The sequence below is a fragment of the Kribbella sp. NBC_01510 genome, from assembly GCF_045040325.1.
Taxonomy (GTDB): Bacteria; Actinomycetota; Actinomycetes; order Propionibacteriales; family Kribbellaceae; genus Kribbella.
In genome coordinates, this window is sequence record NZ_CP109418.1 from 5,562,517 (window position 1) to 5,585,736 (window position 23,220).

21 protein-coding genes are annotated in these 23,220 nt (G+C 68.6%); 16 read left to right on the top strand and 5 right to left on the bottom strand.

Features of this window, described 5'->3' with window-relative positions:
- Nucleotides 1-52: 52 nt before the first annotated feature.
- Nucleotides 53-2,128 (top strand): phosphocholine-specific phospholipase C, encoded by a 2,076-nt coding sequence (locus OG558_RS27900; protein ID WP_405065652.1) that lies wholly within the window; start codon nt 53-55, stop codon nt 2,126-2,128.
- Between the two features lie 64 nt (nt 2,129-2,192).
- On the opposite strand, the gene ybaK is transcribed toward OG558_RS27900, so the two are convergent.
- Together ybaK and OG558_RS27910 are read right to left on the bottom strand one after the other, a co-directional pair.
- Nucleotides 2,193-2,681 carry a Cys-tRNA(Pro) deacylase gene (ybaK, locus tag OG558_RS27905; RefSeq protein WP_405065653.1) on the bottom strand — a complete coding sequence of 163 codons (489 nt, stop codon included), beginning with the start codon at nt 2,679-2,681 and terminating at the stop codon, nt 2,193-2,195.
- Nucleotides 2,674-3,354, bottom strand: coding sequence for a helix-turn-helix transcriptional regulator (locus OG558_RS27910; protein ID WP_405065654.1), 681 nt, complete (start codon nt 3,352-3,354; stop codon nt 2,674-2,676). The genes ybaK and OG558_RS27910 overlap by 8 nt, the downstream gene beginning before the upstream one ends.
- A gap of 76 nt (nt 3,355-3,430) precedes the next feature.
- Here OG558_RS27910 and folE point away from each other — a divergent pair, with 76 nt between their 5' ends.
- On the top strand, nt 3,431-4,042 hold the full coding sequence (folE, locus tag OG558_RS27915) for a GTP cyclohydrolase I FolE (RefSeq protein WP_329475563.1): 612 nt from the start codon (nt 3,431-3,433) through the stop codon (nt 4,040-4,042).
- 55 nt (nt 4,043-4,097) lie between these two features.
- Here folE and OG558_RS27920 read toward each other — a convergent pair whose 3' ends face one another.
- Nucleotides 4,098-4,424 (bottom strand): hypothetical protein, encoded by a 327-nt coding sequence (locus OG558_RS27920; protein WP_329475564.1) that lies wholly within the window; start codon nt 4,422-4,424, stop codon nt 4,098-4,100.
- 305 nt (nt 4,425-4,729) lie between these two features.
- On the opposite strand from OG558_RS27920, the gene OG558_RS27925 reads away from it, so the two are divergent.
- The 10 genes from OG558_RS27925 to OG558_RS27970 all read left to right on the top strand — a co-directional run bounded on the left by OG558_RS27925 (nt 4,730) and on the right by OG558_RS27970 (nt 18,029).
- Nucleotides 4,730-6,121: a 3' terminal RNA ribose 2'-O-methyltransferase Hen1 gene (locus tag OG558_RS27925; RefSeq protein WP_405065655.1), complete on the top strand. Its 1,392-nt coding sequence runs from the start codon at nt 4,730-4,732 to the stop codon at nt 6,119-6,121.
- 15 nt (nt 6,122-6,136) lie between these two features.
- A complete protein-coding gene (locus tag OG558_RS27930; protein WP_405065656.1) occupies nt 6,137-8,662 on the top strand; it encodes a polynucleotide kinase-phosphatase in 2,526 nt (841 codons plus the stop codon).
- A gap of 156 nt (nt 8,663-8,818) precedes the next feature.
- The gene (locus OG558_RS27935; RefSeq protein WP_405065657.1) at nt 8,819-10,705 is read left to right on the top strand and encodes a glycoside hydrolase family 127 protein; all 1,887 of its coding nucleotides are present in this window, start codon (nt 8,819-8,821) and stop codon (nt 10,703-10,705) included.
- A gap of 10 nt (nt 10,706-10,715) precedes the next feature.
- Complete coding sequence (locus tag OG558_RS27940; protein WP_405065658.1) at nt 10,716-12,410, top strand: ABC transporter substrate-binding protein; 1,695 nt, start codon at nt 10,716-10,718, stop codon at nt 12,408-12,410.
- Nucleotides 12,411-12,413: 3 nt separating this feature from the next.
- Nucleotides 12,414-13,382, top strand: coding sequence for an ABC transporter permease (locus OG558_RS27945; RefSeq protein ID WP_405065659.1), 969 nt, complete (start codon nt 12,414-12,416; stop codon nt 13,380-13,382).
- Nucleotides 13,379-14,362, top strand: coding sequence for an ABC transporter permease (locus OG558_RS27950; protein WP_329475570.1), 984 nt, complete (start codon nt 13,379-13,381; stop codon nt 14,360-14,362). Before OG558_RS27945 ends, OG558_RS27950 begins: the two co-directional genes overlap by 4 nt.
- On the top strand, nt 14,359-15,165 hold the full coding sequence (locus OG558_RS27955) for an ABC transporter ATP-binding protein (protein WP_405065660.1): 807 nt from the start codon (nt 14,359-14,361) through the stop codon (nt 15,163-15,165). The genes OG558_RS27950 and OG558_RS27955 overlap by 4 nt, the downstream gene beginning before the upstream one ends.
- Nucleotides 15,162-15,986 (top strand): ATP-binding cassette domain-containing protein, encoded by an 825-nt coding sequence (locus OG558_RS27960; protein ID WP_329475572.1) that lies wholly within the window; start codon nt 15,162-15,164, stop codon nt 15,984-15,986. Before OG558_RS27955 ends, OG558_RS27960 begins: the two co-directional genes overlap by 4 nt.
- Complete coding sequence (locus tag OG558_RS27965) at nt 15,983-17,260, top strand: alpha/beta fold hydrolase (RefSeq protein ID WP_405065661.1); 1,278 nt, start codon at nt 15,983-15,985, stop codon at nt 17,258-17,260. The genes OG558_RS27960 and OG558_RS27965 overlap by 4 nt, the downstream gene beginning before the upstream one ends.
- 52 nt (nt 17,261-17,312) lie before the next feature.
- A complete protein-coding gene (locus OG558_RS27970) occupies nt 17,313-18,029 on the top strand; it encodes a GntR family transcriptional regulator (RefSeq protein WP_405065662.1) in 717 nt (238 codons plus the stop codon).
- Here OG558_RS27970 and OG558_RS27975 read toward each other — a convergent pair.
- Nucleotides 18,017-18,610 carry a TetR/AcrR family transcriptional regulator gene (locus OG558_RS27975; RefSeq protein WP_405065663.1) on the bottom strand — a complete coding sequence of 198 codons (594 nt, stop codon included), beginning with the start codon at nt 18,608-18,610 and terminating at the stop codon, nt 18,017-18,019. The genes OG558_RS27970 and OG558_RS27975 overlap by 13 nt on opposite strands.
- 79 nt (nt 18,611-18,689) lie before the next feature.
- Here OG558_RS27975 and OG558_RS27980 point away from each other — a divergent pair, with 79 nt between their 5' ends.
- Nucleotides 18,690-19,145, top strand: coding sequence for an ester cyclase (locus OG558_RS27980; RefSeq protein ID WP_405065664.1), 456 nt, complete (start codon nt 18,690-18,692; stop codon nt 19,143-19,145).
- Here the strand turns inward: OG558_RS27980 and OG558_RS27985 are convergent.
- The gene (locus OG558_RS27985; protein WP_405065665.1) at nt 19,135-20,112 is read right to left on the bottom strand and encodes a carbohydrate kinase family protein; all 978 of its coding nucleotides are present in this window, start codon (nt 20,110-20,112) and stop codon (nt 19,135-19,137) included. The genes OG558_RS27980 and OG558_RS27985 overlap by 11 nt on opposite strands.
- Before the next feature lie 112 nt (nt 20,113-20,224).
- Here OG558_RS27985 and OG558_RS27990 point away from each other — a divergent pair, with 112 nt between their 5' ends.
- The 3 genes from OG558_RS27990 to OG558_RS28000 are packed head-to-tail and all read left to right on the top strand — an operon-like array spanning nt 20,225 to nt 23,078.
- The gene (locus tag OG558_RS27990; RefSeq protein ID WP_329475578.1) at nt 20,225-20,842 is read left to right on the top strand and encodes a class I SAM-dependent methyltransferase; all 618 of its coding nucleotides are present in this window, start codon (nt 20,225-20,227) and stop codon (nt 20,840-20,842) included.
- A complete protein-coding gene (locus OG558_RS27995; protein ID WP_405065666.1) occupies nt 20,839-21,492 on the top strand; it encodes an ATP-binding cassette domain-containing protein in 654 nt (217 codons plus the stop codon). The genes OG558_RS27990 and OG558_RS27995 overlap by 4 nt, the downstream gene beginning before the upstream one ends.
- Entirely contained in the window at nt 21,489-23,078 is a 1,590-nt protein-coding gene (locus OG558_RS28000) for a DUF6297 family protein (RefSeq protein ID WP_405065667.1), read from the top strand. The genes OG558_RS27995 and OG558_RS28000 overlap by 4 nt, the downstream gene beginning before the upstream one ends.
- Nucleotides 23,079-23,220: the final 142 nt, after the last annotated feature.

Sequence of the window (23,220 nt, forward strand, 5' to 3'; positions counted from 1 at the left end):
TGTTCATCTGGAGGTCTCGCAGCGGCTACAGGGCGACCCTAGGGTCTCGACCATGAGTGAGATCTCCCGGCGCCTGGTGCTCGGTTCAGCGGTGGGTGGGGCAGCGGTCTCGCTGCTCCCACCCTCGCTGCACACCGCGATGGCGCAACCTTTGCGGCGCGGTGGTCTGCGCGCGATCGAGCACGTCATCGTGCTGATGCAGGAGAACCGCTCGTTCGACCACTACTACGGGACGCTCCGCGGAGTCCGCGGGTACGGCGACCGGCAGCCACTGCGATTGCGCGACGGCAAGAGCGTGTTCCACCAGCCGGTGACCGGTGGCGGCGAGGTGCTGCCGTTCTCGATCCGCAAGGCCGCCGCGGACGCGGGCCGCAACCCCGACGACATCCAGTACCTGGGCGCGCTGGCCCATGGCTACAGCGACGCCACCCAGGCCTGGGCCAACGGCTGGTACGACAACTGGGTCCAGGCCAAGACGTCGGCCACGATGACCCACTACGAGCGCCGCGACATCCCGTTGCAGTACGAGCTCGCCGAGACCTTCACGATCTGCGACGCGTACCACTGCTCCGTCAACGGCTCGACGAATCCGAACCGCAACTACCTGTGGTCCGGCACCACCGGCTACGAGCCCGGTACGACGCAGCGCGCGGTCACGAACGCGGCGTACTCCTACGACCACGCCGGCTACGACTGGACGTCGTACCCGGAACGGCTGGAGAAGGCCGGTGTCTCCTGGCAGATCTACCAGGAGTGGGACAACTTCACCGACAACGCGGTCGAGTACTTCAAGACTTTCAAGGAGCTCGGGCACCGGATCCTGGCAGGAGTGCCGGGTGGCTACCGGACCACCGAGGAGTTCTACGACAAGCTCCTTGCGAAGTTGCCGGATGAGCGGGCCACTGCGTTGAAGGAGCTGGACACGGCGGTCGAGAAGCTGCCGATCAAAGACCAGAAGCTGTTCCGCAAGGCGATGTACCGGTCCGAGCCGGAGTCGTTGATCCCGCGGCTCCGGGCCGACATCAAGGCCGGGACGCTGCCGCAGGTCAGCTGGCTGGTGCCGTCCGCGGTCGACTCCGAGCACCCCGGATCGTCCACGCCGGTGGGCAGCGCGAACCTCGTCTACGACCTGCTCGACGCGATCGCGTCCGACCCGGAGACCTGGTCGAAGACCGTGCTGCTGATCAACTTCGACGAGAACGACGGGTACTTCGACCACGTCCCGCCGCCGGTCGCGCCGCGGCCTGCCACGGGTGAGGGCGACGACTGGTACGCCGGTCAGCCGATCGGGCTCGGCCCGCGAGTACCGATGACGGTGGTGTCGCCGTGGTCGGTCGGCGGGCACGTGGACTCGCAGGTGTTCGACCACACCTCGGTGATCCGCTTCCTCGAGCTGTGGACCGGCGTACGGGAGCCGAACATCAGCAGCTGGCGACGGACCGCGTGTGGCGACCTCACCACGGCGTTCGATTTCGATCGCTCCTATCGGCAGCCGTCGGTCGACAAGCCCGGCCCGGTGCCGGCGCCGATCGCGCGCTGGAAGCCGACGCCGCCGGCCGACCAGGTGGTGCCGCAGCAGGAGCCCGGCCGCCGTCCGGCCCGTGCGATCCCTTACCAGCCGTCGGCTTCCGGCCTGGTTGCTGATGGCAAGTTGATGTTGGCCCTCGGCAACGAGGGCGCCGAGCCCGCACACTTCGCGATCTACCCGTACGGCGGTGAGCTGCCGGCGCCGGCGCATGTCGACGTCAAACGGTCCCAGGTCGAGAAGATCCCGGTGGACGGCCCGTTCGAGGTGGCCGTGCAGGGGCCGAACCGGTTCTGGGTCGAGCTGGCCGGCTCGGTCGACGGCGCGGCCGCCGGACTCGACGTCCGCGCCGATCGGCACGGTGACTCGCTGGAACTGGAGTTGGTGAACACCTCGCGCAAGCCGCTGACCGTCAAGGTGAACGCCCTCGGGTACGGCAGCAAGACGGTGACGATCGAGCTGCGCGGCAAGCAGACCCGCTCGTTGTCCTGGCCGACCGACCACGGCTGGTACGACGTCGAGGTCACCACGACCGACGACACGTCGTACCGCCGCCGCCTAACCGGCCACCTAGAAACCGGCACCCCCAGCATCACCGGCTGACCCACCTCGTTGCGTCCGAAGATGTGTGGCCGATAGCCCTCGCTCTTCGGACGTAAGGGAGTGGTCAGCGGGCGATGGGTGCGGTGCGGGCGTTGGTGACGGTGATCAGGTCGGCGGGGGACAGGCCGATGTCGAGGCCGCGGCGGCCGCCGGAGACGTAGACCGTCGGGTGGTCGGTGGCGGTGCTGTCGACGACTGTGGGCAGCGCGCGCTTCTGGCCGATCGGGCTGATGCCGCCGACGACGTACCCGGTGGTGCGTTCGGCGGCGGCCGGGTCGGCCATCACCGCCTTCTTCCCGCCGGCCGCGGCCGCGATCGCCTTCAGGTCGAGCTGCTTGTCCACTGGTACGACGCCGACCGCGAGCTTGCCGTCGACCTCGACCAGCAACGTCTTGAACACCTGCTCCGGCGCGAGCCCCAACGCCTCGGCCGCCTCCAGCCCGTAGGACTTCGCTGCCGCGTCGTGTTCGTACGCATGCGTCGTGAACGCGACCTTCGCCTTCGTCAACGCCACCGTCGCCGGCGTCCCCTGACTCTGCTTGCCCTTAGCCACCAGCCGAGCTTAATCCGGCCGGGAAGAGCCGGACGCAGCAGTGGCCGGGGGTCGGGACGAGGCGGGCTTCGTAGGGGATGTCGAGGGTGCTGACGAGGCCCGCGAGAAGGTGCAGATTCATCCCGCAGACCAGCTGAGGCTGCTCCCGGGCGATGCGCTGGAACGGGCAGTTCGCCAGCGCGATGCCGTCCTTGTCCGGGCGGGGCTCGAAGCCGTGCGCGGCCAGGATCTCGGTCAGGGGAGCGCCGCCCGCCGCGCGGCCGAGGGCCTCGCCGTACTCGCGGGCCCGGCGGTTGACCGCGTCGCGCGGGGAGCTGCCGGTCGTCTCGGCGTCTTCGACCGCGGCGGCCAGCAGGCGACCCGCGACGGCGTACTGGCGTTCGGGCAGGGAGATCTCGATCTCGCGGTCGGAGCGGTGGTAGAGCTTCGCGGGCCGTCCGGCGCCGGGGCCGGTGCGGCCGGTCCGGCGCTCGTAGCACGTCGCGAGCAAGCCTTCTTCGGCCAGCTTGTCCAGGTGGAACGCCGCGGTCGTCCGCGGGAGACCCAGCGCATTGGCCGCGTCGTCACGGCTCACCGGCTCCGGCCGGCCGACGACGTACTCGTAGAGGCGGCGCCGGGTCGGTTCCTCCAGAGCGGCGACCGCCTGCACGCTCGCGTCCCAGGAAGTGTCCACGGAATGATTCTATCGACAACATTGGTTGATGTAACAGCTATGATGGCAGTTCGTTGAACTCTCAGGGAGTGTGCAGATGGCGATCTCGGCCGACCTCGAGTCCGTCCCCCTTCACATCGTCGCCGGCCGCGCGGAGATCGATCTTCCCGCCGCCCAGCGCGCTGTCGCGGATCTGCTGACCGCGCTCGGACGGGACCCCCACAGCGCGCATCTCGCGGACACCCCGCGCCGGGTCGCGCATGCGTACGCGGAGATGCTCACGCCCCGCGAGTTCGAGCTGACCACGTTCCCGAACGACGAGGGGTACGACGAACTCGTTCTGGCCAAGGACATCCCGGTGCAGTCGCTGTGTGAGCACCACCTGCTGCCGTTCCAGGGTGTCGCCCACGTCGGGTACCTGCCGGGCCAGCGGATCCTCGGGCTGTCGAAGCTGGCCCGCGTGGTCGAGTTGTTCGCCCGCGACCTCCAGGTGCAGGAGCGGCTGACCAAGCAGGTCGCAGACTGGCTCCAGGACCACCTCGACCCGAAGGGCGTCGGCGTGGTGATCGAGGCCGAGCACCAGTGCATGTCGTTGCGCGGCGTCCGCGCAGTGGGCTCCCGGACGGTCACGTCGTCGCTGCAGGGCATCCTCCGCGACAACCAGAGCTCCCGCCAGGAGTTCTTCGCCCTGACCGGCCTCACCCCGTAGGTACGACGGTCACAGGCCAAGCGTGACCGGTTAGGGCGAGGCTGGTGGTCCCGCCCTAGGCCGAGGCGACCACCACCGATGGGCGGTGATGGGTGTGCCGGCCGGTGGCCAGGATGTGGGCCACCTCGCCGGGGAGCAGGTCGGTGCCGGGGACGGGCTCCATCTCGGAGACGTCGAGCCAGCGGACGACGGTCGCGCCGTCGTGGCCGTGGACGGCGAGGATGGAGTCGAGGTCCGGCCAGACGGCCGTGGACGGATTGGCGCCGTGCCAGCGGAGCGCGACCGAGCCGTCGGTGAAGACACAACCTTCGGCGACGACGCCGGTCCCGGAGACTCCGCTGATGTCGGTGTAGCGCACGAGTTCGAATGTCTGGGGTTTCACCGGCGGACCTCGCCGGGTCTTATCGGGTCGTCGTGGCCGGTGTGGCCTGGGAGAGCTGCCATGGTCCTTTCCCCATAGTCGGCGTGGCTGGGCGCTCGCCACAAACCGGGGACATTACCGACTGTCAGCGGGGAAGGACGGTCTGTAGCGACTCTTCTTCTCAAGACAAGCTAGATCCAAACTGGCCTGATGCGCCAGAGCTCCCGCAGCGTGTCTCATTCCTCGACGCGTTCGACGCCTGAAACTCCTGACAAACCCGGCGAATTGAATGTCGTTCTGGACGCGTTGCGTGATCGAATACAGCGGTGTTCCTGACGTTTGGCACCGACCTGGCCGGAATTGACGCTCCCGCGAGCGATTTCGGGTTCCTGCTGCACAAGAACCCGGCGCGACCGCAGGCGATCGAGGTCACCGGCGGTTCGGCGCACGTCTTCTATCCCGAGGCGACGAACCAACGCTGTACGGCGGCCGTCCTGCTCGAGATCGACCCGATCGCCCTGGTCCGGTCCGGGCGCGGCAAGGCAGCGGAAGGATTCACCCTCGGGCAGTACGTGAACGACCGCCCGTACGCAGCCTCCAGCCTGCTGGCCGTTGCGATCGGCAAGCTGTTCCGGACCGCGATGAACGGCCGCTGCGACGCCCGTCCCGAACTGGCGGCCCGCCCGATCCCACTCGATGTCCATGTCCCGGCGCTCCCGTGCAGCGGCGGCGCCGAGTTGGCCGAGCGCCTGTTCGGCCCGCTCGGCTGGACCGTCGACGCCCGCCCGGTGCGGCTCGATCCCGAGATCCCGGCGTGGGGTTCGTCGCGGTACGTCGACCTGCGGCTGAGGGGCGTACTGCGGCTGGCCGACGCACTCAATCACCTGTACGTGATGCTGCCCGTGCTGGACGACGCCAAGCACTACTGGGTCGGCTCGGACGAGGTCGACAAACTGGTCCGCGCCGGCGAGGGCTGGCTCGGCGCGCACCCCGAGAAGGACCTGATCTCCCATCGCTACCTGGCCCACCGCCGCTACCTCGCCGACAGTGCCCTGGAGCGCCTGGCCGAGGCGGACGGTGTGGAACTCGTCGAAGAGGCCTCCGACGAAGGCTCGGTCTCACTCGCGGTCGAGCGTCGTACGGCGGTTGCCGGCGTACTGCGGGAGCTCGGGGCGCGGCGCATCGCCGACCTGGGCTGTGGTGAGGGCGCGCTCGTCGGCGAACTTCTGAAGGACCCGATGATCGGCGAGCTGATCGCAACGGACGTGTCCGCCCGTGCCCTTACCGCCGCCGAACGACGCCTTCACTACAACGACCTCCCGGACCGTCAACGCGAACGTCTCCGTTTCCTGCAGTCGTCGGTGACGTACGCCGACCAGCGGTTGGCCGGCCTGGATGCCGTTGTTCTGATGGAGGTCATCGAGCACGTCGACCCGCCGCGCCTGCCCGCCCTCGCCCACTCCGTCTTCCACACCGCGCACCCCGGAGCCGTCATCGTCACCACCCCCCAACAGCGAATACAACATCCGCTACCCCGCCCTCCCAGCCGGCCGCTACCGCCACCCCGACCACCGCTTCGAGTGGACCCGCGCGGAGTTCCAAACCTGGGCTACCGGTGTCGCGGACGTGCACGGCTACACCGTGGAGTTCCGTCCAGTCGGCCCCGACGACCCGGACGTAGGCTCACCGACTCAGCTCGCCCTCTTCCGCCTGCGTGAGGAGGTGAGCGCTCGATGACGACCATCGACGTACCAGCGCTCTGTTTGGTGGTTCTGGTGGGGGCCAGTGGGTCGGGGAAGTCGACGTTCGCCCGGCGGCATTTTCTGCGCACCGAGGTGATTTCGAGCGACTTCTGCCGAGGGCTGGTTTCTGATGACGAGAATGATCAGGCGGCCACCAAAGACGCGTTCGACGTCCTGAACTTCATCGCCGGGAAACGCCTGGCCGCGGGGCGGTTGACGGTGATCGACGCGACCAACGTGCAGCCGGAGGCGCGGAAGGAGTTGGTGAACCTCGCGCGGGAGCACGACGTCCTGCCCGTGGCGATCGTGCTGGACCCGCCGGAGCGGGTGTGTGTCGAGCGCAACGAGCAGCGAGCCGATCGGCAGTTCGGGACGAAGGTGATCGCCCGGCAGCGGTCGCAGCTGAAGCGTGGGCTGCGGAGCCTCAAACGTGAAGGCTTCCGGACGGTTCACGTGCTGACCTCCGTCGACGAGATCGATGCCGTCAGCATCGAACGCACCAAGCTGTTCAGCGACCTGACCGATCAGACCGGTCCGTTCGACATCGTCGGCGACGTGCACGGCTGCCGGTCCGAGCTCGAGCGGCTGCTCACCGACCTCGGCTACACGCTCACCCGCGACGACGCCGGCCGCCCGGTCGACGCCGTACACCCGGACCGTCGAACCGTGTTCGTCGGTGACCTGGTCGACCGCGGCCCGGACACGCCCGGCGTGCTCCGCCTCGTCATGGGAATGGTTGCCAACGGCCACGCTTTCTGTGTCCCCGGCAACCATGAGGACAAGTTGCTCAAGGCACTCAGAGGCCGCAACGTGAAGATCAGCCACGGTCTCGAAACCACCTTGGAGCAACTCGCCGCGGAGCCGCCCGAGTTCCGCGACGCCGTGGAGCGTTTCATCGACGGCCTGATCTCGCACTACGTCTTCGACAGCGGCAAGCTGGTGGTCTCGCACGCCGGCCTGGTCGAGCGGATGCACGGCCGCGCGTCCGGCCGCGTCCGATCCTTCTGCCTGTACGGCGAGACGACCGGCGAGACCGACGAGTTCGGCCTCCCGGTTCGCTATCCGTGGGCGAACGAGTACCGCGGCCGCGCGACGGTCGTCTACGGCCACACCCCGACCCCCGAACCGGAGTGGATCAACAACACGATCTGCCTCGACACCGGCTGCGTGTTCGGCGGCGCACTCACCGCGCTGCGCTACCCGGACCGCGAGCTGGTCGCGGTCCAGGCCGCCCAGGAGTACTACGCGCCCGCGAAGCCGTTGCATGTGGCAACCGCACCGGCGCGCGAGCCCGACGTACTCGAGCTGACCGACGTCACCGGTCGCCGGGTGATCGAGACCTCGACCCACGGACGGCTCAGCATCCGGGCCGAGCAGGCCGGTGCGGCGCTGGAGGTGATGAGCCGGTTCGCGATCGACCCGCGCTTCCTGCTGTACCTGCCACCGACGATGAGCCCGGTCGCGACCTCGCCGGAACCAGGTTTGCTGGAGCACCCGCGACAGGCCTTCGAGACGTATCGGAGGCAGGGCGTGACCGAGTTGGTGTGCGAGGAGAAGCACATGGGCTCGCGCGCCGTCGTCCTGCTGACCCGGGACGACGACGTGGCCGAGAAGCGCTTCGGCCTGGCTGGTCGCGGCGCGATCCACACCCGCACCGGGCGGTCCTTCTTCGACGCGGCGCTGACCGACGAGCTGCTGCTCCGTCTTCGCGCCGTCGCCGAGGAGGCCGGCGTCTTCGCGGAGCTGGACACGTCGTGGCTGCTGCTCGACGCGGAACTGCTGCCGTGGAGCGCGAAGGCCGAGGACCTGCTGCGCAACCAGTACGCCGCCGTCGGCGCGGCCGCGCGTACGTCGCTGCCAGCAGCCACTGAGGCGCTGCGGTCGGCCGTCGCGGCCGGTCTCGACGTGGGTGGGCTGCTGGCCGCGACGGAACGCCGTACTGCGAACGCCGCGAAGTTCACGGAGGCGTACCGGCGATACTGCTGGCCGACGGATGGGCTGGACGGGGTCCGGATCGCGCCGTTCCAGGTGCTGGCGTCGGAGGGCGCGACGTACCACGAAAGGCCGCACACCTGGCATCTCGGGATCGCGGACCGGATGGTTGCGGCAGGGGCGGAACTGATCACGCCGACCCGGCGGCTGTTCGTCGACGCCGACAACTGGGACGCCGGGATCTCTTGGTGGCAAGAGCTCACGGGTGCCGGTGGCGAAGGCATGGTGGTCAAGCCGGCGGCCAACCTGACGCGGACGGCGAAGGGACTCGCGCAGCCGGGACTGAAGGTGCGCGGGCAGGAGTACCTGCGCCTGATCTACGGTCCCGACTACACCGAGCCGGCCAACTTCGAGCGCCTCCGTGACCGCAACCTCGGTCACAAGTGGTCGCTGGCCCTCCGCGAGTACGCCATCGGCCTGGAGTCGCTCGAGCGCGCCGCCCGCGGCGAGCCGCTCTGGCGCATCCACGAGTGCGTCTTCGCAGTCCTCGCACTCGAGTCGGAGCCCGTCGACCCACGGCTCTGACGCAGCCAGTCCCCACGGGAGGCGGACGTCGACGGTGGTGCGCCGCGGCGAGGGGCGAGTTGTCTCCGGTAGGTAAACGTCTTTCGGAATCGCTTGGCAAGGCGTGGGGAAGCACCTTAGGGTCAGTGCAATGTCACACGGTACTGGAGTGCACGAATGAGTGGAGCGGTGCGGACGAGCGCCGGAGCGGTGGTTCCGGTGGGGGAGGTGGAGCTGACCGGAGGGCTGTTGCGTGCCTGGCAGCAGCGCAATCGGGTGGCGACGATCCCGCACTCGATCGGCGAGCTGCGGATGGCCGGCAACCTGGAGAACCTGCGCCGGCTGGCGGATCCTTCGGTCGGGCCGTACCGCGGGCGGTACCCGTTCCTCGACACGGATCTGTACAAGACGCTCGAAGGGCTCGCGTACGAGGTCGGCCGGGAGGATGCGCCGGCCGGGGCACGGGAGTTCTTCGACGAGGTCGTCGGACTGCTCGAACAGGCGCAGGCCGGCGACGGCTACCTTAACTCGTACTTCCAGGACCCGGATCAGCCCAAGCAGCCGTGGTCGGACCTCGGCTGGGGACATGAGCTCTACAACCTCGGCCACCTGATCCAGGCTGCCGTCGCGGCGAACCGCCGGCTGGACGACGGTCGATTGTTGACAATCGCCTGCCGCTTCGCGGATCTCGTCGTCCGGAAGTTCGGGGTGGACGGCGAGGAGGTCGTCGACGGGCATCCCGAGGTGGAGATGGCGCTGGTCGAGCTTTATCGAGAAACCGGGAACGCGGACTATCTGACGCAGGCACGGCTGTTCGTCGATCGCCGTGGGCAGGGGAAGCTGAAGCACACGATCTTCCCGGCCGAGTACTTCCAGGACAACGCGCCGTTCCGGGAGCTGCCGTCCGTCACCGGGCACGCCGTACGGATGGCGTATCTCGCGGCCGGGGCCGCGGACGTGCACCTGGAGACCGGCGATCCGACGCTGCTGAAGGCGTTGGAGCGGCTGTGGGACGACATGGTCGCGACGAAGCTCTACCTCACCGGTGGACTGGGAAGTCGACACTCGGACGAGGCGATCGGCGACCGGTACGAGTTGCCGTCCGAGCGCGCGTACGCCGAGACGTGTGCGGCGATCGCGGTGATGCAGTGGGCGTGGCGGATGTTCCTTGCCACCGGCAGATCGTCGTACGTCGACGTGTTCGAGACGGTGCTCTACAACGCTTATGCTGTTGGGCTTTCGGCCGATGGAACGGCGTTCTTCTACGACAATCCGTTGCAGCGGCGGCCGGATCACGAGCAGCGCTCCGGCGCTGAGGCCGGTGGCGATCCGCTGCGTCGTCCGTGGTTCGGCTGCCCCTGCTGCCCGCCGAACATCATCCGCTGGATGTCCGAACTCCAGGACCACGTTGCCGCCGTCCGCGACGACACCCTCTACGTCGGCCTGTACGCCGACGCCCACATCACCACCGGCGATCTCGCCCTGACCATCACCACCGACTACCCGTGGGACGGCGAGGTGACGATCATGGTGGAGCGCGCACCGGAGGGGGAGCAGGCGCTCGCGCTCCGCATCCCATCGTGGGCCGCTGAAGCCAAGCTCACCGCACCCGGTGGGGTGGAGGGCCCTGTCGTGGCGGACGACGGGTGGGTTGTGGTGCGGTGGCGGTTTGTTGCCGGCGACATCGTTCGGCTGCAGCTGCCGATGTCTGCGCGAGCCCACGGATCGCATCCGTATCTCGATGCGACCCGGGATGCCCTTGCCGTTGCCCGGGGCCCGCTTGTCTATTGCGTCGAGCAACAGGATGTCGACGCGCCCGTCGACGACCTGTTGCTGACGCCAACGGCAGTTGCGGCGGCGACAGCGCGCCGGCAGGACGACGGCGTCGTGCTCGAGCTGACCGCGGGTGTCGCACCGACGCCGGCAGCAGAGCTGTATCCGGTGATCACAGATCAACAGACCCAGACCGCCATCAGCGAGGTACCGGCGACTTTCGTCCCGTACTTCCTCTGGGGGAACCGTCAGGCCCTGGCCATGCGTGTATGGCTGCGCGCCGCGAACTGAAAGTAGGCAAATGAAGAGAACGACCATGCTGGTGGGGCTCGTGGCGTCCGGTGCGCTGGCGCTGAGCGCCTGCGGCGGCGGCACGACCGGGGCCAAGGGCGAGTCGGGCGGGCCCGGCGGCAAGGCGGTGCAGGGCGGCACGCTGCAGGTGCTCCAGAACGCGGCTTACTCCCACCTCGATCCGGCCCGCGGCTTCGACGGCGGTGTCAACAACTTCTACCGGCTGATCTACCGGACGCTCACGACGCAGGGCGCCGCGCCCGGTGCCGAGGGCACCAAGATCGTCCCCGATCTGGCGACCGACACCGGCAAGCCGTCCGACGGCGGGAAGACCTGGACGTTCACGCTGAAGGACGGCCTGTTCTTCGAGACCGGTGCGCCGATCACCAGCGCGGACGTGAAGTGGGGCGTGTCCCGGGCCTGGGATCCCGAGATCGGCATCGGCTCGCCGTACGCGAAGCAGTTGATCGAGGCGCCGGCGTCGTACCAGGGCCCGTACAAATCGGGTGACCTGTCGACAATCGCCACGCCGGACGCGAAGACGATCGTGTTCCACCTGAAGAAGCCGTACGCCGACTTCGGCAGCGTCGTCGCGCAGAACACCTTCACCCCGGTACCGAAGGGCCAGGGCGCGGGCAACCAGCTGGACAGCAAGCCGATCTCGTCCGGCCCGTACAAGGTGTCCGAGTACAAGCCCGGCGCTTCGCTCAAGCTGGTCCGCAACGACAAGTGGGACAAGAAGAGCGACGACGTCCGGACGGCGAACCCGGACGCGTTCCAATGGACGTTCGGGCTCGACGGCGCCACCATCGACGAGCGGATGATCGCCGGCCAGGGCGCCGATGCCGACGCGATCGCGGGCACGGTCCAGGCCGCCTCCGTGGCCCGGATCCAGACCCCGCAGCTCAAGCAGCGCACGATGACCGGCCTCGGCGGCTGTACGACGTACATGGGCCTGAACACCACGAAGAAGCCGCTGAACGACGTCAAGGTCCGGCAGGCGATCAACCTCGCGGTGAACAAGCAGACCGTGCGGGACGCGGACGGCGGGTCGGCGCTCGCCGACATCGGGACCAGCATCCAACCGCCGACGGTGGCCGGCCGGGTGGACTACGACCCGTACCCGAGCCCGGACCACAAGGGTGACGTCGAGGCGGCCCGCAAGCTGCTCACCGAGGCCGGTCTGGCAGGCGGCTTCACGATGACCCTCGACACCCGGGCGCAACCGAAGATGCAGGCGATGGCGGTCGCGATCCAGCAGGCGCTGGAGCCGCTGAAGATCACCGTGAAGATCAACACCATCGACACCGCGACGTACTACGAGGTGATCGGGACGACGTCGCAGCAGCACGACGCCGCGATCACCGGCTGGTGCCCGGACTGGCCGTCCGGTGCGACCTTCCTGCCGCCGCTGTTCGACGGCCGCAACATCACCACCAAGGGCAACTCGAACCTGGCCCAGCTGAACGACCCGGGCGTGAACGCGAAGATCGACGAGATCGCCAAGCTGACCGACGTCACCGCGGCGAACGCGGCGTACGGCGACCTCGACAAGCAGATCATGGAACTCGCGCCGGTCGTCCCGCTGCTGTACGAGAAGGTGCTGATGCTGGTCGGCAGCAACATCGCCGGCGCGTACCTGCACGACGGGTTCTCCGGTGGGATCGACCTGGTCTCGGTCGGCCTCGCGGACGCCGGGAAGTAGCCGATGACGACGACCATCGGGGGGACTAGCACAGCACTGGTCGAGGAAGTGGTGGGGACCCCGGTCGCGGCCGGCGGTCCCCCGACCTCGACCCGGCGGATCCTCACCACGCTGGCCCGGGACAAGGGCGCCGTACTGTGCGTGATGTTCCTGGCGATCGTGGTCCTGATGGCGGTGGCCGCGCCGCTGATCACCAAGCTCAGCGGCTGGGGGCCGTACGAGTTCGACTCGGCGGCGATCAACTCCGCGCTGGGCGGCGTACCGAACGGCGCGCTCGGCGGGATCAGCCGGGAGCACTGGTTCGGCGTCGAGCCGCAGAACGGCCGCGACCTGTTCGCCCGGATCGTGTACGGCGCGCGGGTGTCGATCACGATCTCGCTGTCGGCGACGCTGCTGACCGGGATCCTCGGTGTCGTCCTCGGCATGCTGGCGGGGTTCTACCGCGGCTGGGTCGACCAGGTGATCTCGCGGTTGATGGACTTCCTGATGGCGTTCCCGGCGCTGATCTTCATGATCGCGATCCTGTCCTCGCTGCCGGCCGGCAATCGCCCGGTCCTGCTGGTCGTGGTGATCAGCGCGTTCGGCTGGCCGTACCTGGCCCGGGTGATCCGCGGTCAGACGATGACGCTGGCGAACCGGGAGTTCGTCGAGGCGGCGCGGGCGTCCGGGGCGAAGGACGTGCAGGTCGTGTTCCGGGAGATCCTGCCGAATCTGCGCGGCTCGGTCATCGTGATGACGACGCTGGCGATCCCGGGCTACATCGGCACCGAGGCCGGCCTGTCGTTCCTCGGCGTCGGCGTCTCACCGCCGACCGCGTCCTGGGGACAGATGATCGCGAGCTCGGTCAGCTGGTACTCGGTGGACCCGATGTTCTTCGCGATCCCGGGCGCCTTCCTGTTCCTCACCGTGCTGTCCCTGACAGTCCTGGGCGACAAGATCCGCTCGGTGATCGACCAGGGAGAAGCCGCATGACGCGCTACGTGCTGGGGCGGCTGGGCGGGGTCGTCGTGATCTTGCTGGCCGTTTGCCTGTTCACCTATCTGATCTTCTTCAAGCTGTCGCCGGATCCCGCGGTGATGATCTGCGGCAAGACCTGTACGCCGGACCGGATCAATTCGATTCGCGACGTGCTGGGGCTGAACCAGCCGATCTTCACCCAGTTCTGGGAGTTCCTCCGGGGCATCTTCGCCGGGCGCGACTACGGCTCGGTGCACTGCCCGGCGCCGTGTCTGGGGTACAGCTTCCAGACCAACGAGTCGGTGTGGAGCATGATCACCACCCGGCTCCCGGTCAGCGTGACGGTTGCGGTCGGCGCCGCCGTACTGTGGCTGCTCGCCGGCGTGATCGGCGGTCTGGTCAGCGCGATCAAGCAAGGAACGTGGTGGGACCGTACGGCGATGGCACTTGCCCTCGGTGGCGTGAGCGTGCCGAACTACGTCCTCGCGCTCGTCCTGCAGTACGTCCTGGTCGTGAAGCTGCAGGTGTTGCCGTTCCCGTCGGCGCCTGCGTTCGCGGACGACCCCGTGCTGTGGTTCGAGTCGTACCTGATGCCGTGGACCGTGCTGGCTGTCGGCTACGCCTGTCTGTACGCGCGGTTGACCCGGAGCAACGTGATCGACACGTTGTCGGAGAACTACTTCCGGACCGCGCGGGCCAAGGGACTGAGTCGCCCGCTGATCCTGCGCCGGCACGCACTGCGACCGGCGTTGACCCCGATCACCACGATCTTCGGGATGGACTTCGCCGGCCTGCTCGGCGGCGCGCTGATCACCGAGACCGTGTTCGGGCTGAACGGGATCGGCAAGATGGCAGCCGACTCGATCGCGAAGAACGACCAGCCGGTGATCATGGCGGTCACCTTGCTCGCCGCGTTCTTCGTTGTCATCGGCAACGTCGTGGTGGACCTTGTCTACACCGCGCTGGATCCACGAGTGAGGGTGACATCGGCATGACGGACGAGTTGTTCGTGGTGGAAGACCTGACCGTCACATTGCCGACCAGTCGTGGGCCGGTGGATGTGGTGAAGAACGTGTCGTTCACCGTCGGCCGGGACGACACGCTCGGGATCGTCGGCGAGTCCGGGTCGGGCAAGTCGATGACGGCCCTCGCCGTACTCGGGCTGCTGCCACGCGGTGCGGAAACGAAGGGGAGCATCCGCCTGGATGGCTCCGAGTTGCTCGGGCGGTCGGAGCGGGAGCTGCAGTCGGTGCGCGGGAACGCGATCTCGATGGTGTTCCAGGATCCGTTGTCGTCGCTGAATCCCTACTACACCGTGGGTTTGCAGATCGAGGAGATGTACCGGGCACACCGTGGTGGGTCGCGGCGCGCGGCCCGGCAGGTGGCGATCGACGCGCTGGACCAGGTCGGGATCCCCGATCCGGGCCGGCGGGTCGACCACTATCCGCATCAGTTCTCCGGTGGCCAGCGGCAACGAGTCATGATCGCGATGGCGCTGTGCTGCTCGCCGGCATTGCTGATCGCGGACGAGCCGACGACCGCGCTCGATGTCACCGTCCAGGCGCAGATCCTGGAGCTGATGGCTGAGCTGCAGTCGACCACCGGGACCGGGATGGTCTTCATCACGCATGACCTGGCGGTGATCAGCTCGATCGCTCAACGGGTGCTGGTGATGTGCGCGGGTGAGCCGGTCGAGTACGGCACGGCCGAGCAGGTGTTCTCGGATCCTCGGCACGAGTACACGCGCACGCTGCTGGACGCCGTACCGCGAATCGATGACGAGGTGGTGGTGTCGTGACGTTGCTGAAGGTGCGTGGGGTGACGAAGCAGTTCGTCACCCGCGGCGAAGGCGCGATGGCCCGGAAGTCCACGTTCACCGCGGTCGACGACGTCAGCTTCGAGGTGGAGCTGGGTGAGACGCTGGCGATCGTGGGGGAGTCGGGCAGCGGGAAGTCGACCACTGCGCGGATCGCCGCGCGATTGCTGGAGCCGACGAGCGGGTCGGTCGAGTTCGACGGGCAGGACGTGACGCGGGCGACCGGGAACGAGTTGGCGTCGTTCCGGAACAACGTGCAGGTGGTGTTCCAGGATCCGTTCTCGTCGCTGAACCCGCGGTACACGGTCGAGCGGATCGTCACCGCGCCGCTGACCTATCAAGGGATCACGCCAGCCGGTGGGCGGCGGGCGTTCGCGCAGGAGCTGATGGCACGGGTCGGGCTGAACCCGGACCACTGCCAGCGGTATCCGGCGCAGTTCTCCGGCGGGCAGGCGCAGCGGATCGGCATCGCCCGGGCCCTCGCGGTGAACCCGAAGCTGGTGATCTGCGACGAGGCGGTGTCCGCGCTCGACGTGTCGATCCAGGCGCAGGTGCTGGAGCTGTTGATGCGATTGCAGCGCGAGAGCGGGTTCAGCTACATCTTCATCGCGCACGACCTGGCCGTGGTCCGGCAGATCTCGCAGCGGGTCGCGGTGATGAACCAGGGCAGAATCGTGGAGCTGGGGTCACGCGACCAGGTGTTCGGGGATCCCCAGGACGATTACACGAAGGCGCTGCTGGCCGCAGTGCCGCGGATCAATCCGGAGTGGGACGCCAGACGCCGGGCGAAGGAGGCTTCATGACCAGCTACACGATTCCTGGAATGCATGTGCGGGAGCACGCCGTCGAGGTGCCACTGGACTGGTCCAATCCCGCAGAGACGATCACGGTCTTCGCCCGGGAGCTCGTCGACCCGGTGCGCAAGGACGAGGACCTGCCGTGTCTGCTCTTCCTGCAGGGCGGCCCGGGCGGGAAGGCACCGCGGCCGCCCGGGCGGACGGGATGGATCGACCAGGCGCTGAAGAACTACCGCGTGATCCTGCTCGACCAGCGGGGGACCGGTCGCAGTACGCCGGCCTCCGGGCAGCGGATGGCCGCGATGTCCGCCGAGGAAGGTGCTGACTACCTCGCCTGCTTCCGGGCGGACTCGATCATCGCCGATGCCGAGCACCTCCGTACGACGGTCTTCGGCGGCCGCAAGTGGTCGACGCTGGGCCAGAGCTACGGCGGGTTCCTCACGCTCACCTACTTGTCGAAGGCTCCGGACGGACTGACGGCCTGCTATGTGACCGGCGGGCTGGCCTCGATCGATCCGTCGGCGGCCGAGGTGTATCGGCGGACGTATCCGCGGGCGGCGGCGAAGAACCGTGAGTTCTACCAGCGCTATCCCCACAACGTGGAGCTGGTCGGCCGGATCGCGGACCGGTTGGCGGATTCCGACGTACGGCTGCCGGATGGTGATCGGCTGACGGTACGGCGGTTCCAGTCGCTCGGGATCGACTTCGGGATGAAGCCCGGGTACGAGCGGATCCACTGGCTGCTCGACGAGGCCTTCGACGGGGATTCGTTGTCGGACACGTTCCTCGGTCAAGCGATGGCGTTGTCGTCGTACAGCTCGAACCCGTTGTTCGCGGCGCTGCAGGAGAGCATCTACGGATCCGGCGAGGGCCCCACGGGCTGGGCGTCCGAGGCGGAGCGGAAACTGCGGCCGGAGTTCGCCGAGGAGGCGCGGCCGCTGCTGTTCACCGGCGAGATGATGTACCCCTGGATGTTCGAGGAGATCCGGGGACTGCGGCCGTTCCAGGGTGCCGTCGAGGTGCTGGCCGGCCGGCCGCGGTGGTCGGAGCTGTACGACCTCGAGCGGCTCGCGGCGAACGACGTACCGGTGGCCGCCGCGGTCTACTACGACGACATGTACGTCGACTCCGGGCTGCAACTGGACACCGCGAGCCGGGTCGGCAACCTGCAGGCGTGGGTGACGAACGAGTACGAGCACGACGGGCTCGGCGTGGAGCGGGTGTTCGCCCGGCTGACCGAGCTGGTGCGAGCCGTTGGGGGTGGCGTACCCGCGAGTTGAGGGGTGGAGTGCATCACAATGGGCGGCGAGCGGTGACCAGGGAGGTGAACGGATGGTTCAGGGGATTTCGGCGGCTCATCGCGCCGTAGACGGCTCGACCGGGCCGCTGCCGAGCGTGCGGCGGCTGAAGCAGCGGGAGAACCTGCGCGACAGCGTGGCCAACGCGCTGCGGGCGGCGGTGATCTCCGGCGAGCTCGAGCCGGGGCAGGTGTACTCCGCGCCGATGCTGGGCGCGCGGTTCGGGGTGTCCGCGACGCCGGTGCGGGAGGCGATGCTCGACCTGGTCCGCGAGGGCCTGGTGATCTCGCTGCGGAACAAGGGCTTCCGGGTCACCGAGGTGTCCGACGCGGACCTGGACGACCTGGCCTCGCTGCGGCAGCTGATCGAGCCGCCGACGATCCGGGTCGTCGTACCGGCGATTCCCGCCGCGGACTTCCCGCGGCTGCGTGCGCTGGCGGAGGACATCGTGGTGGCGGCGGAGGCGGGTGACCTGATCGCGTACATCGAGGCGGATCGGGTCTTCCACGTCACGCTGCTCACGTACTCCGGCAACCAGAGGCTGGTCGACCTGGTGTCGGACCTGCGGTCGCAGACGCGGCTGCTCGGGCTCACGCCGCTGGTCGAGAGCGGGCGGCTGGGACAGTCGGCGGCCGAGCACCACGAGCTGATGGACCTGGTCGAGGCGCGCGACGGCGACGGCGCCGAGCAGTTGATGCGCCGCCACATCGGCCACGTCCGGGGCCTGTGGGCAGGGTCTCAAAGCAGCTGACGCTGGAGCGAGTCGGCGACGAACTGCTCGAACTCCGCCGGCGTCCAGCCCGACTCGTCGACCAGTTCCTGGTAGACACCGGGCGCGGCCAGCGCGCGGTAGACGGCCTGCGCCTGCTTCAGTGGGATGCGTAGTTCGGTCTCGAGTGACGCGATGATCGCGTCCATCACCTCGTTGCGGCCTTGGAGCTTGGAGCGCAGCAACGCCTTGGTCTCGGCGCTCTCGTCGGTGGCGGCCTCGAAGATCAGCACGACGTCGAAGCCCGCCGAGTACAGGTTCGTCAGCCAGGCCGCGGCGCCGTGCAGCCGCTCGACCGGGTCCTCGATCGCCAGCACCTGCTGCGCCCGCTCGATCGCCCCGGCCTCGGTCAACCACAGGTCGCAGATCAGCGACAGGATCTCCCGCTTGGTGCCGAAGGCCGAGTAGACGGTCCGGGTGGCCACGCCGGCGTCCTTCGCGATCGCGTCGATGCTGGTCGCGCCGTACCCCTGCGCGGCGAAGAGCCGGCGGCCGGCCTGCGCGATCCGGATCCGGGTCTCCTCGGCCTGGACCTGGCGATAGGACTTGACAGCCTCGGGCATGTGGGCACACTATCACTGTGTTCAGTGCAGTGACACTGCATCGAGTGCACTGCTAATGCACTATCTGAGGGGGATGGACATGGCTACTTCCGAGGCGCTGGCCGGTACGACGAACGCTGGGCCGCTCGCGGTGCTGGAGCGGATCCTGCACGAGGGGTTCGCGACCGGGGACGACGGCATCGTGGACGAGGTGTGCGCGCCGGACCTGGTCGAGCATCAGTTCGGGCTGGCGGGGACGGGTGAGCAGGCGCGCGAGCAGGTGAAGGCGGCGATCCGGGACGTGCACGCGATGATGCCGGACATCGTCTACACGCTGGAGGACTCGGTCGTCGTCGGCGACCTGGTCTGGGCGCGCGGACGAGCACGCGGCACCGCGACGGGCGGATTCTTCGGGCCGCCCAGCAACGCGCCGATCGACATCGCCATCTTCGAGCTGGCGCGCGTCGTCGACGGTCGCATCGTCGAGCACTGGGGCTGCCCGGACCGGTTTGCCCTGCTCGCCCAGACGGGTGGGCTTGCTCGGCTTACTTCGTAAGCGCTCCGGCGGCGGTTGCGGCGGCGGGGGAGCCGTAGGTGGCGGTCAGGCGGTCCAGGAAGGTGGGGTGGTCGAGCGTGTACTCCTGGGTGCCGACCGTCTCCAGGACCGTGGTCGCCAGCGTGCAGCCGAGGTGGGCGGACGCCTCGTGGTCGAGGCCGGCCGCGCGGCCGGTCAGGTAGCCGGCCCGGAAGGCGTCGCCGCCGCCGGTCGGGTCCACGAGACCCGGCGCCGGGACGGCCGGAACCTTGGCCAGGATCCCGCTGGTGTCCTCGATCACGACGCCGTCGCCGCCGTGGGTGGTGACCCGGACGCCCACGCGCTCCAGGATCTCGCCATGGCTCCAGCCGGTCTTCTGCACCATCAGGCCGGCTTCGTACTCGTTGCTGAACAGGTACGCCGCCCCGTCGATGAGTCGGCGGATATCGGCGCCGTCCATCCGCGCCATCTGCTGCGACGGGTCCGCCGCCACGGCGATCCCGTGCTGCTTGGCCAATTCGGTGTGCTTGAGCATGCCGTCGGGGTCGTCCGCACCGATGAGCACCAGGTCGATCCCGCCGGACTTCGCGTGGATCGCGCCCAGGTCCAGCTCCCGCGCCTGCGCCATCGCGCCGGTGTAGAACGAGGCGATCTGGTTCGCGTCGAGGTCCGTCGTACAGGTGAACCGGGCGGTGTGTACGTTCTCACAGACGCGCACGTGCGAGACGTCCACGCCGGCGGTCGTCAGCACCGCGCCGTACTCCGCGAAATCGGCACCGACCGAACCGACCAGCAGCGACGGCTGCCCGAGCTGGGCCATCCCGTAGCAGATGTTCGCCGCGACGCCGCCGCGGTGGACGACCAGCTCGTCGACCAGGAACGAGAGGGAGACCTTGTGCATCTGTTCCTCGAGGAACTGGTCCTTGAACCGGCCCGGGAACGTCATCAGGATGTCGGTCGCGATCGATCCGGCGACGGCGATGCGCATACGGGGTGCTCCCTCAGGTGGGGTGGGTGTGCGACGTGCGGACAACCCATAGAGACTACAGGCGACCGATCTAATACATGGAGGGCGGGAATTCATGGGCCATCAGGTACCTGTGACCGAGGAACTGCACGACTACATGGTCGCGCACGGGATGCCGCTGGACGAGATCGCGACCGAGCTGGTGGCCGAGACCGAGGCGCTCGGCGGCCCCGCGCGGATGCTGACCACGCCCGACCAGGCCGCGCTCCTGACCACGCTGACGCGGCTGATCTCGGCCCGCCGGGCGGTCGAGATCGGGACCTTCACCGGTTTCTCCGCGCTGGCCATCTCGCGCGGTCTGCCGGCCGACGGCGAGCTGATCTGCCTGGACGTGGACGAGGACTGGACGTCGATCGGCCGTAAGTACTGGGAGCGGGCCGGCGTGGCGGACAAGATCGACCTGCGCATCGGTGACGCGCACGAGTCGGTCACCAAGCTGGACGGCGAGTTCGACCTGGCCTTCGTGGACGCCGACAAGGACTGGTACATCCAGTACTTCGAGGCCGTGCTGCCGCGGGTCCGGGCGAACGGGTTGCTGCTGTTCGACAACACGCTGGCCGGTGGCCGGGTGGCCGACGCGGACGGCCCGGCGGACCGCAAGGAGTTCAACGCGCACATCGCCAAGGACGACCGGGTCGACGTGGTCATGCTCGGCATCGGCGACGGACTCACCCTGGTCCGCAAGAAGTGAGCAAGGCGGGGAGCAGGGCCGCGGCGCGACTGGCAGTGACGGATCTGCAGCACAAGTACGGCGACCGGCCGGTGATCGAGGGACTCACGTTCACCCTGTCCGCGGGCCAGGCGATCGCGCTGGTCGGTCCGAACGGCGCTGGCAAGACGACCGTGCTCAAGTGCATCGTCGGCTCGGCGGAGCCCGCGGCCGGCAAGATCCTGCTCGACGGCCTGCCGATCGACGAGCGAGCCGAGACGGTACGGCGTGATGTCGCCACACTGCTCGACGACCTGGACTTCTTCCCGGACCTGACCGCGGCCGAACACCTGGACCTGCTCGCCCGCGCGCACGGCAACCCGGAGCCGGAAGACCTGGTCGACACGCTCCTCGACGACATCGGCCTGCTCCCCGCCGCCGACCAGCTGCCCGGCTCGTTGTCCTCCGGTCAGCGCCGCCGCCTCGCCCTGGCGACGGCGCTGGTTCGCCCCCGGAAGCTGATGGTCCTCGACGAGCCCGAGGCGCGCCTCGACACCAACGGCGTCCAGTGGCTGTCGGACCGCCTGATCGAGGAGAAGAAGTCCGGCACGTCGATCCTGTTCGCCAGCCACGACCCGGCCCTGGTGGAGGCCGTCGCCGACTCCGTCGTCACCCTCACCCCGCTGCCATGAGCTCAGCAGAAGGCCCGGTCGTCTTCGACCCGAACGACTTCGGGGCGATCCCGACATCCCGCGCACTGCGCCAATGGATGCGTACCACCCGGCGGCGGCACGCGGACCGGTCGTTCTGGCAGGTGTTCGAGGACGCCTACCTGGTCATCTTCACCCTGGCCATGCTCGGCGCGACCGGCGGCAACGTGGTCCACCACCTCAACTCCAACGCCGCCAGCTGCCGGTCGTTCACCTGTGGTGAGTTGTCGCACTGGACGCCGTGGATCGTGGTGCCGTTGCTCCTGGCAACCACGCTCCGGGTGCTGCTGAGCGTGGGTCCCGTCTCCGCGTCGCAGGCGACCGGCTTCTGGCTGCTTGCCACTCCGGTGAATCGGGCGTCCTTGTTGCGGCCGACGTACCGGCTGGTGATGGGCGTGGTGGCGGTGGTCGGTTTCGTTGCCTCGGCGATCATCTGGGCGCTGCTGGGATCGAGGTTCGCCGACGTGACCGAGGTGTCTGCGTTGATGGCGGCCCTGCTCGTCTGCATCGGGACGGTGACGGTCTGGGCGCAGCAGACCGCCCAGCGGTCGCGCTGGGCGCTGCGGATCGCGGATCTTCTGCTGATTGCTGCGGTGGTTCCGGCGGTGGCGCTCGCGCTGCAACCTCGCTCCCAACAGGACACCTTCGAGAACCTCATCGTCGTCTCGACCTTCACCGGCTCCAGCTCTCCCCCGATCAGCGGCGACTGGACGTCGTCCGGGCCGGCGCTGTTGCTCGGCTCGCCTCAGACGTGGCTGTTGGTGATCTGTGCGGTCGCGCTGGTGCTGTGTGTGGCGCTCGTCGTCGTCACCTCGCAGACGCTCGACAAGCTCAGTCGAACGAGTGTGATCGCGGGCGGGGAGTTGCTGGCCGGTCTCGCCGGAGCGGCGAGCAGTCTGGATATCAGCATGCTGGCCGACGTGGTGTCCGGTCGGCACTGGCGGTTGAAGGGGCGGGTGCATTCGCGGCGCGGCCGTGGGTCGCGAGGGTCGGCTCTGATACATCGGGAGTTCTTGCGGATCCTCAGGTGGCCGCGGCGACTCGTGATCGGCTTCGCGCTGCTCGTCGTACCGTATGCGGTTTCCGGCGCGGGCTTCGACGTACTCGTGCCTGTCGCTGCGGGGTTTGCCGGGTTCGTCGCCGTCCGTCCGTTGATGGACGGGTTGCGGTCGGTGTGCCGCTCGACCGGGTTGGTGCGCGCGTTGGGGATGGACCTGCGCGATCTCCGCGTCATCATGGCGGTGGTCCCGGCCGGCTTCGCGGCGCTGTGGTCGCTGCTGGCGTCGCCGGCGATCGGGAACGGGCCGGCCACTTTCGCGGTTGCGGCCGGCATGCTCGCCGGCGCCGTACGTCAGGCGTCTGCCCGGCCCCCGTCGTACTCCGGGCCTCTGGTCGCCTCGCCGATGGGTGCCATCCCGCCGGGACTGTTCTCCCAACCGATGCGCGGCTTCGACCTGCTGCTGGTCTGCCTGGCCCCGGTCCTCCTGGGAATCAGCTCAACCTGGGTCCTGATCATCCCCTCCATCGTGCTCATGATCATGTTCGCCGTACGTCCCAAAACCGAGTAACCCTCACCCGCTTACTGCACCCAGTTGGTTGGGTGCGCCCAGGACAGCTCCCGGGTCCCCACCTCGCTATCCCACTGGTCCACAGCCCCCATCGAGTCGTGGCGTACGGCTGCGCAGCGAAACCTCGAGTCGCGGATTGTGG

What these genes read in the sequence shown, in the direction of transcription:
- OG558_RS27950 (WP_329475570.1), top strand. Translation starts at nt 13,379, where the DNA reads ATGACGCGCTACGTGCTGGGGCGGCTGGGCGGGGTCGTCGTGATCTTG.
- OG558_RS27935 (WP_405065657.1), top strand. Translation starts at nt 8,819, where the DNA reads ATGAGTGGAGCGGTGCGGACGAGCGCCGGAGCGGTGGTTCCGGTGGGG.
- OG558_RS27930 (WP_405065656.1), top strand. Translation starts at nt 6,137, where the DNA reads ATGACGACCATCGACGTACCAGCGCTCTGTTTGGTGGTTCTGGTGGGG.
- OG558_RS27975 (WP_405065663.1), bottom strand. Translation starts at nt 18,610, where the DNA reads ATGCCCGAGGCTGTCAAGTCCTATCGCCAGGTCCAGGCCGAGGAGACC.
- OG558_RS28000 (WP_405065667.1), top strand. Translation starts at nt 21,489, where the DNA reads ATGAGCTCAGCAGAAGGCCCGGTCGTCTTCGACCCGAACGACTTCGGG.
- OG558_RS27970 (WP_405065662.1), top strand. Translation starts at nt 17,313, where the DNA reads ATGGTTCAGGGGATTTCGGCGGCTCATCGCGCCGTAGACGGCTCGACC.
- OG558_RS27900 (WP_405065652.1), top strand. Translation starts at nt 53, where the DNA reads ATGAGTGAGATCTCCCGGCGCCTGGTGCTCGGTTCAGCGGTGGGTGGG.
- OG558_RS27985 (WP_405065665.1), bottom strand. Translation starts at nt 20,112, where the DNA reads ATGCGCATCGCCGTCGCCGGATCGATCGCGACCGACATCCTGATGACG.
- OG558_RS27945 (WP_405065659.1), top strand. Translation starts at nt 12,414, where the DNA reads ATGACGACGACCATCGGGGGGACTAGCACAGCACTGGTCGAGGAAGTG.
- OG558_RS27980 (WP_405065664.1), top strand. Translation starts at nt 18,690, where the DNA reads ATGGCTACTTCCGAGGCGCTGGCCGGTACGACGAACGCTGGGCCGCTC.
- OG558_RS27965 (WP_405065661.1), top strand. Translation starts at nt 15,983, where the DNA reads ATGACCAGCTACACGATTCCTGGAATGCATGTGCGGGAGCACGCCGTC.
- folE (WP_329475563.1), top strand. Translation starts at nt 3,431, where the DNA reads ATGGCGATCTCGGCCGACCTCGAGTCCGTCCCCCTTCACATCGTCGCC.
- OG558_RS27955 (WP_405065660.1), top strand. Translation starts at nt 14,359, where the DNA reads ATGACGGACGAGTTGTTCGTGGTGGAAGACCTGACCGTCACATTGCCG.
- OG558_RS27940 (WP_405065658.1), top strand. Translation starts at nt 10,716, where the DNA reads ATGAAGAGAACGACCATGCTGGTGGGGCTCGTGGCGTCCGGTGCGCTG.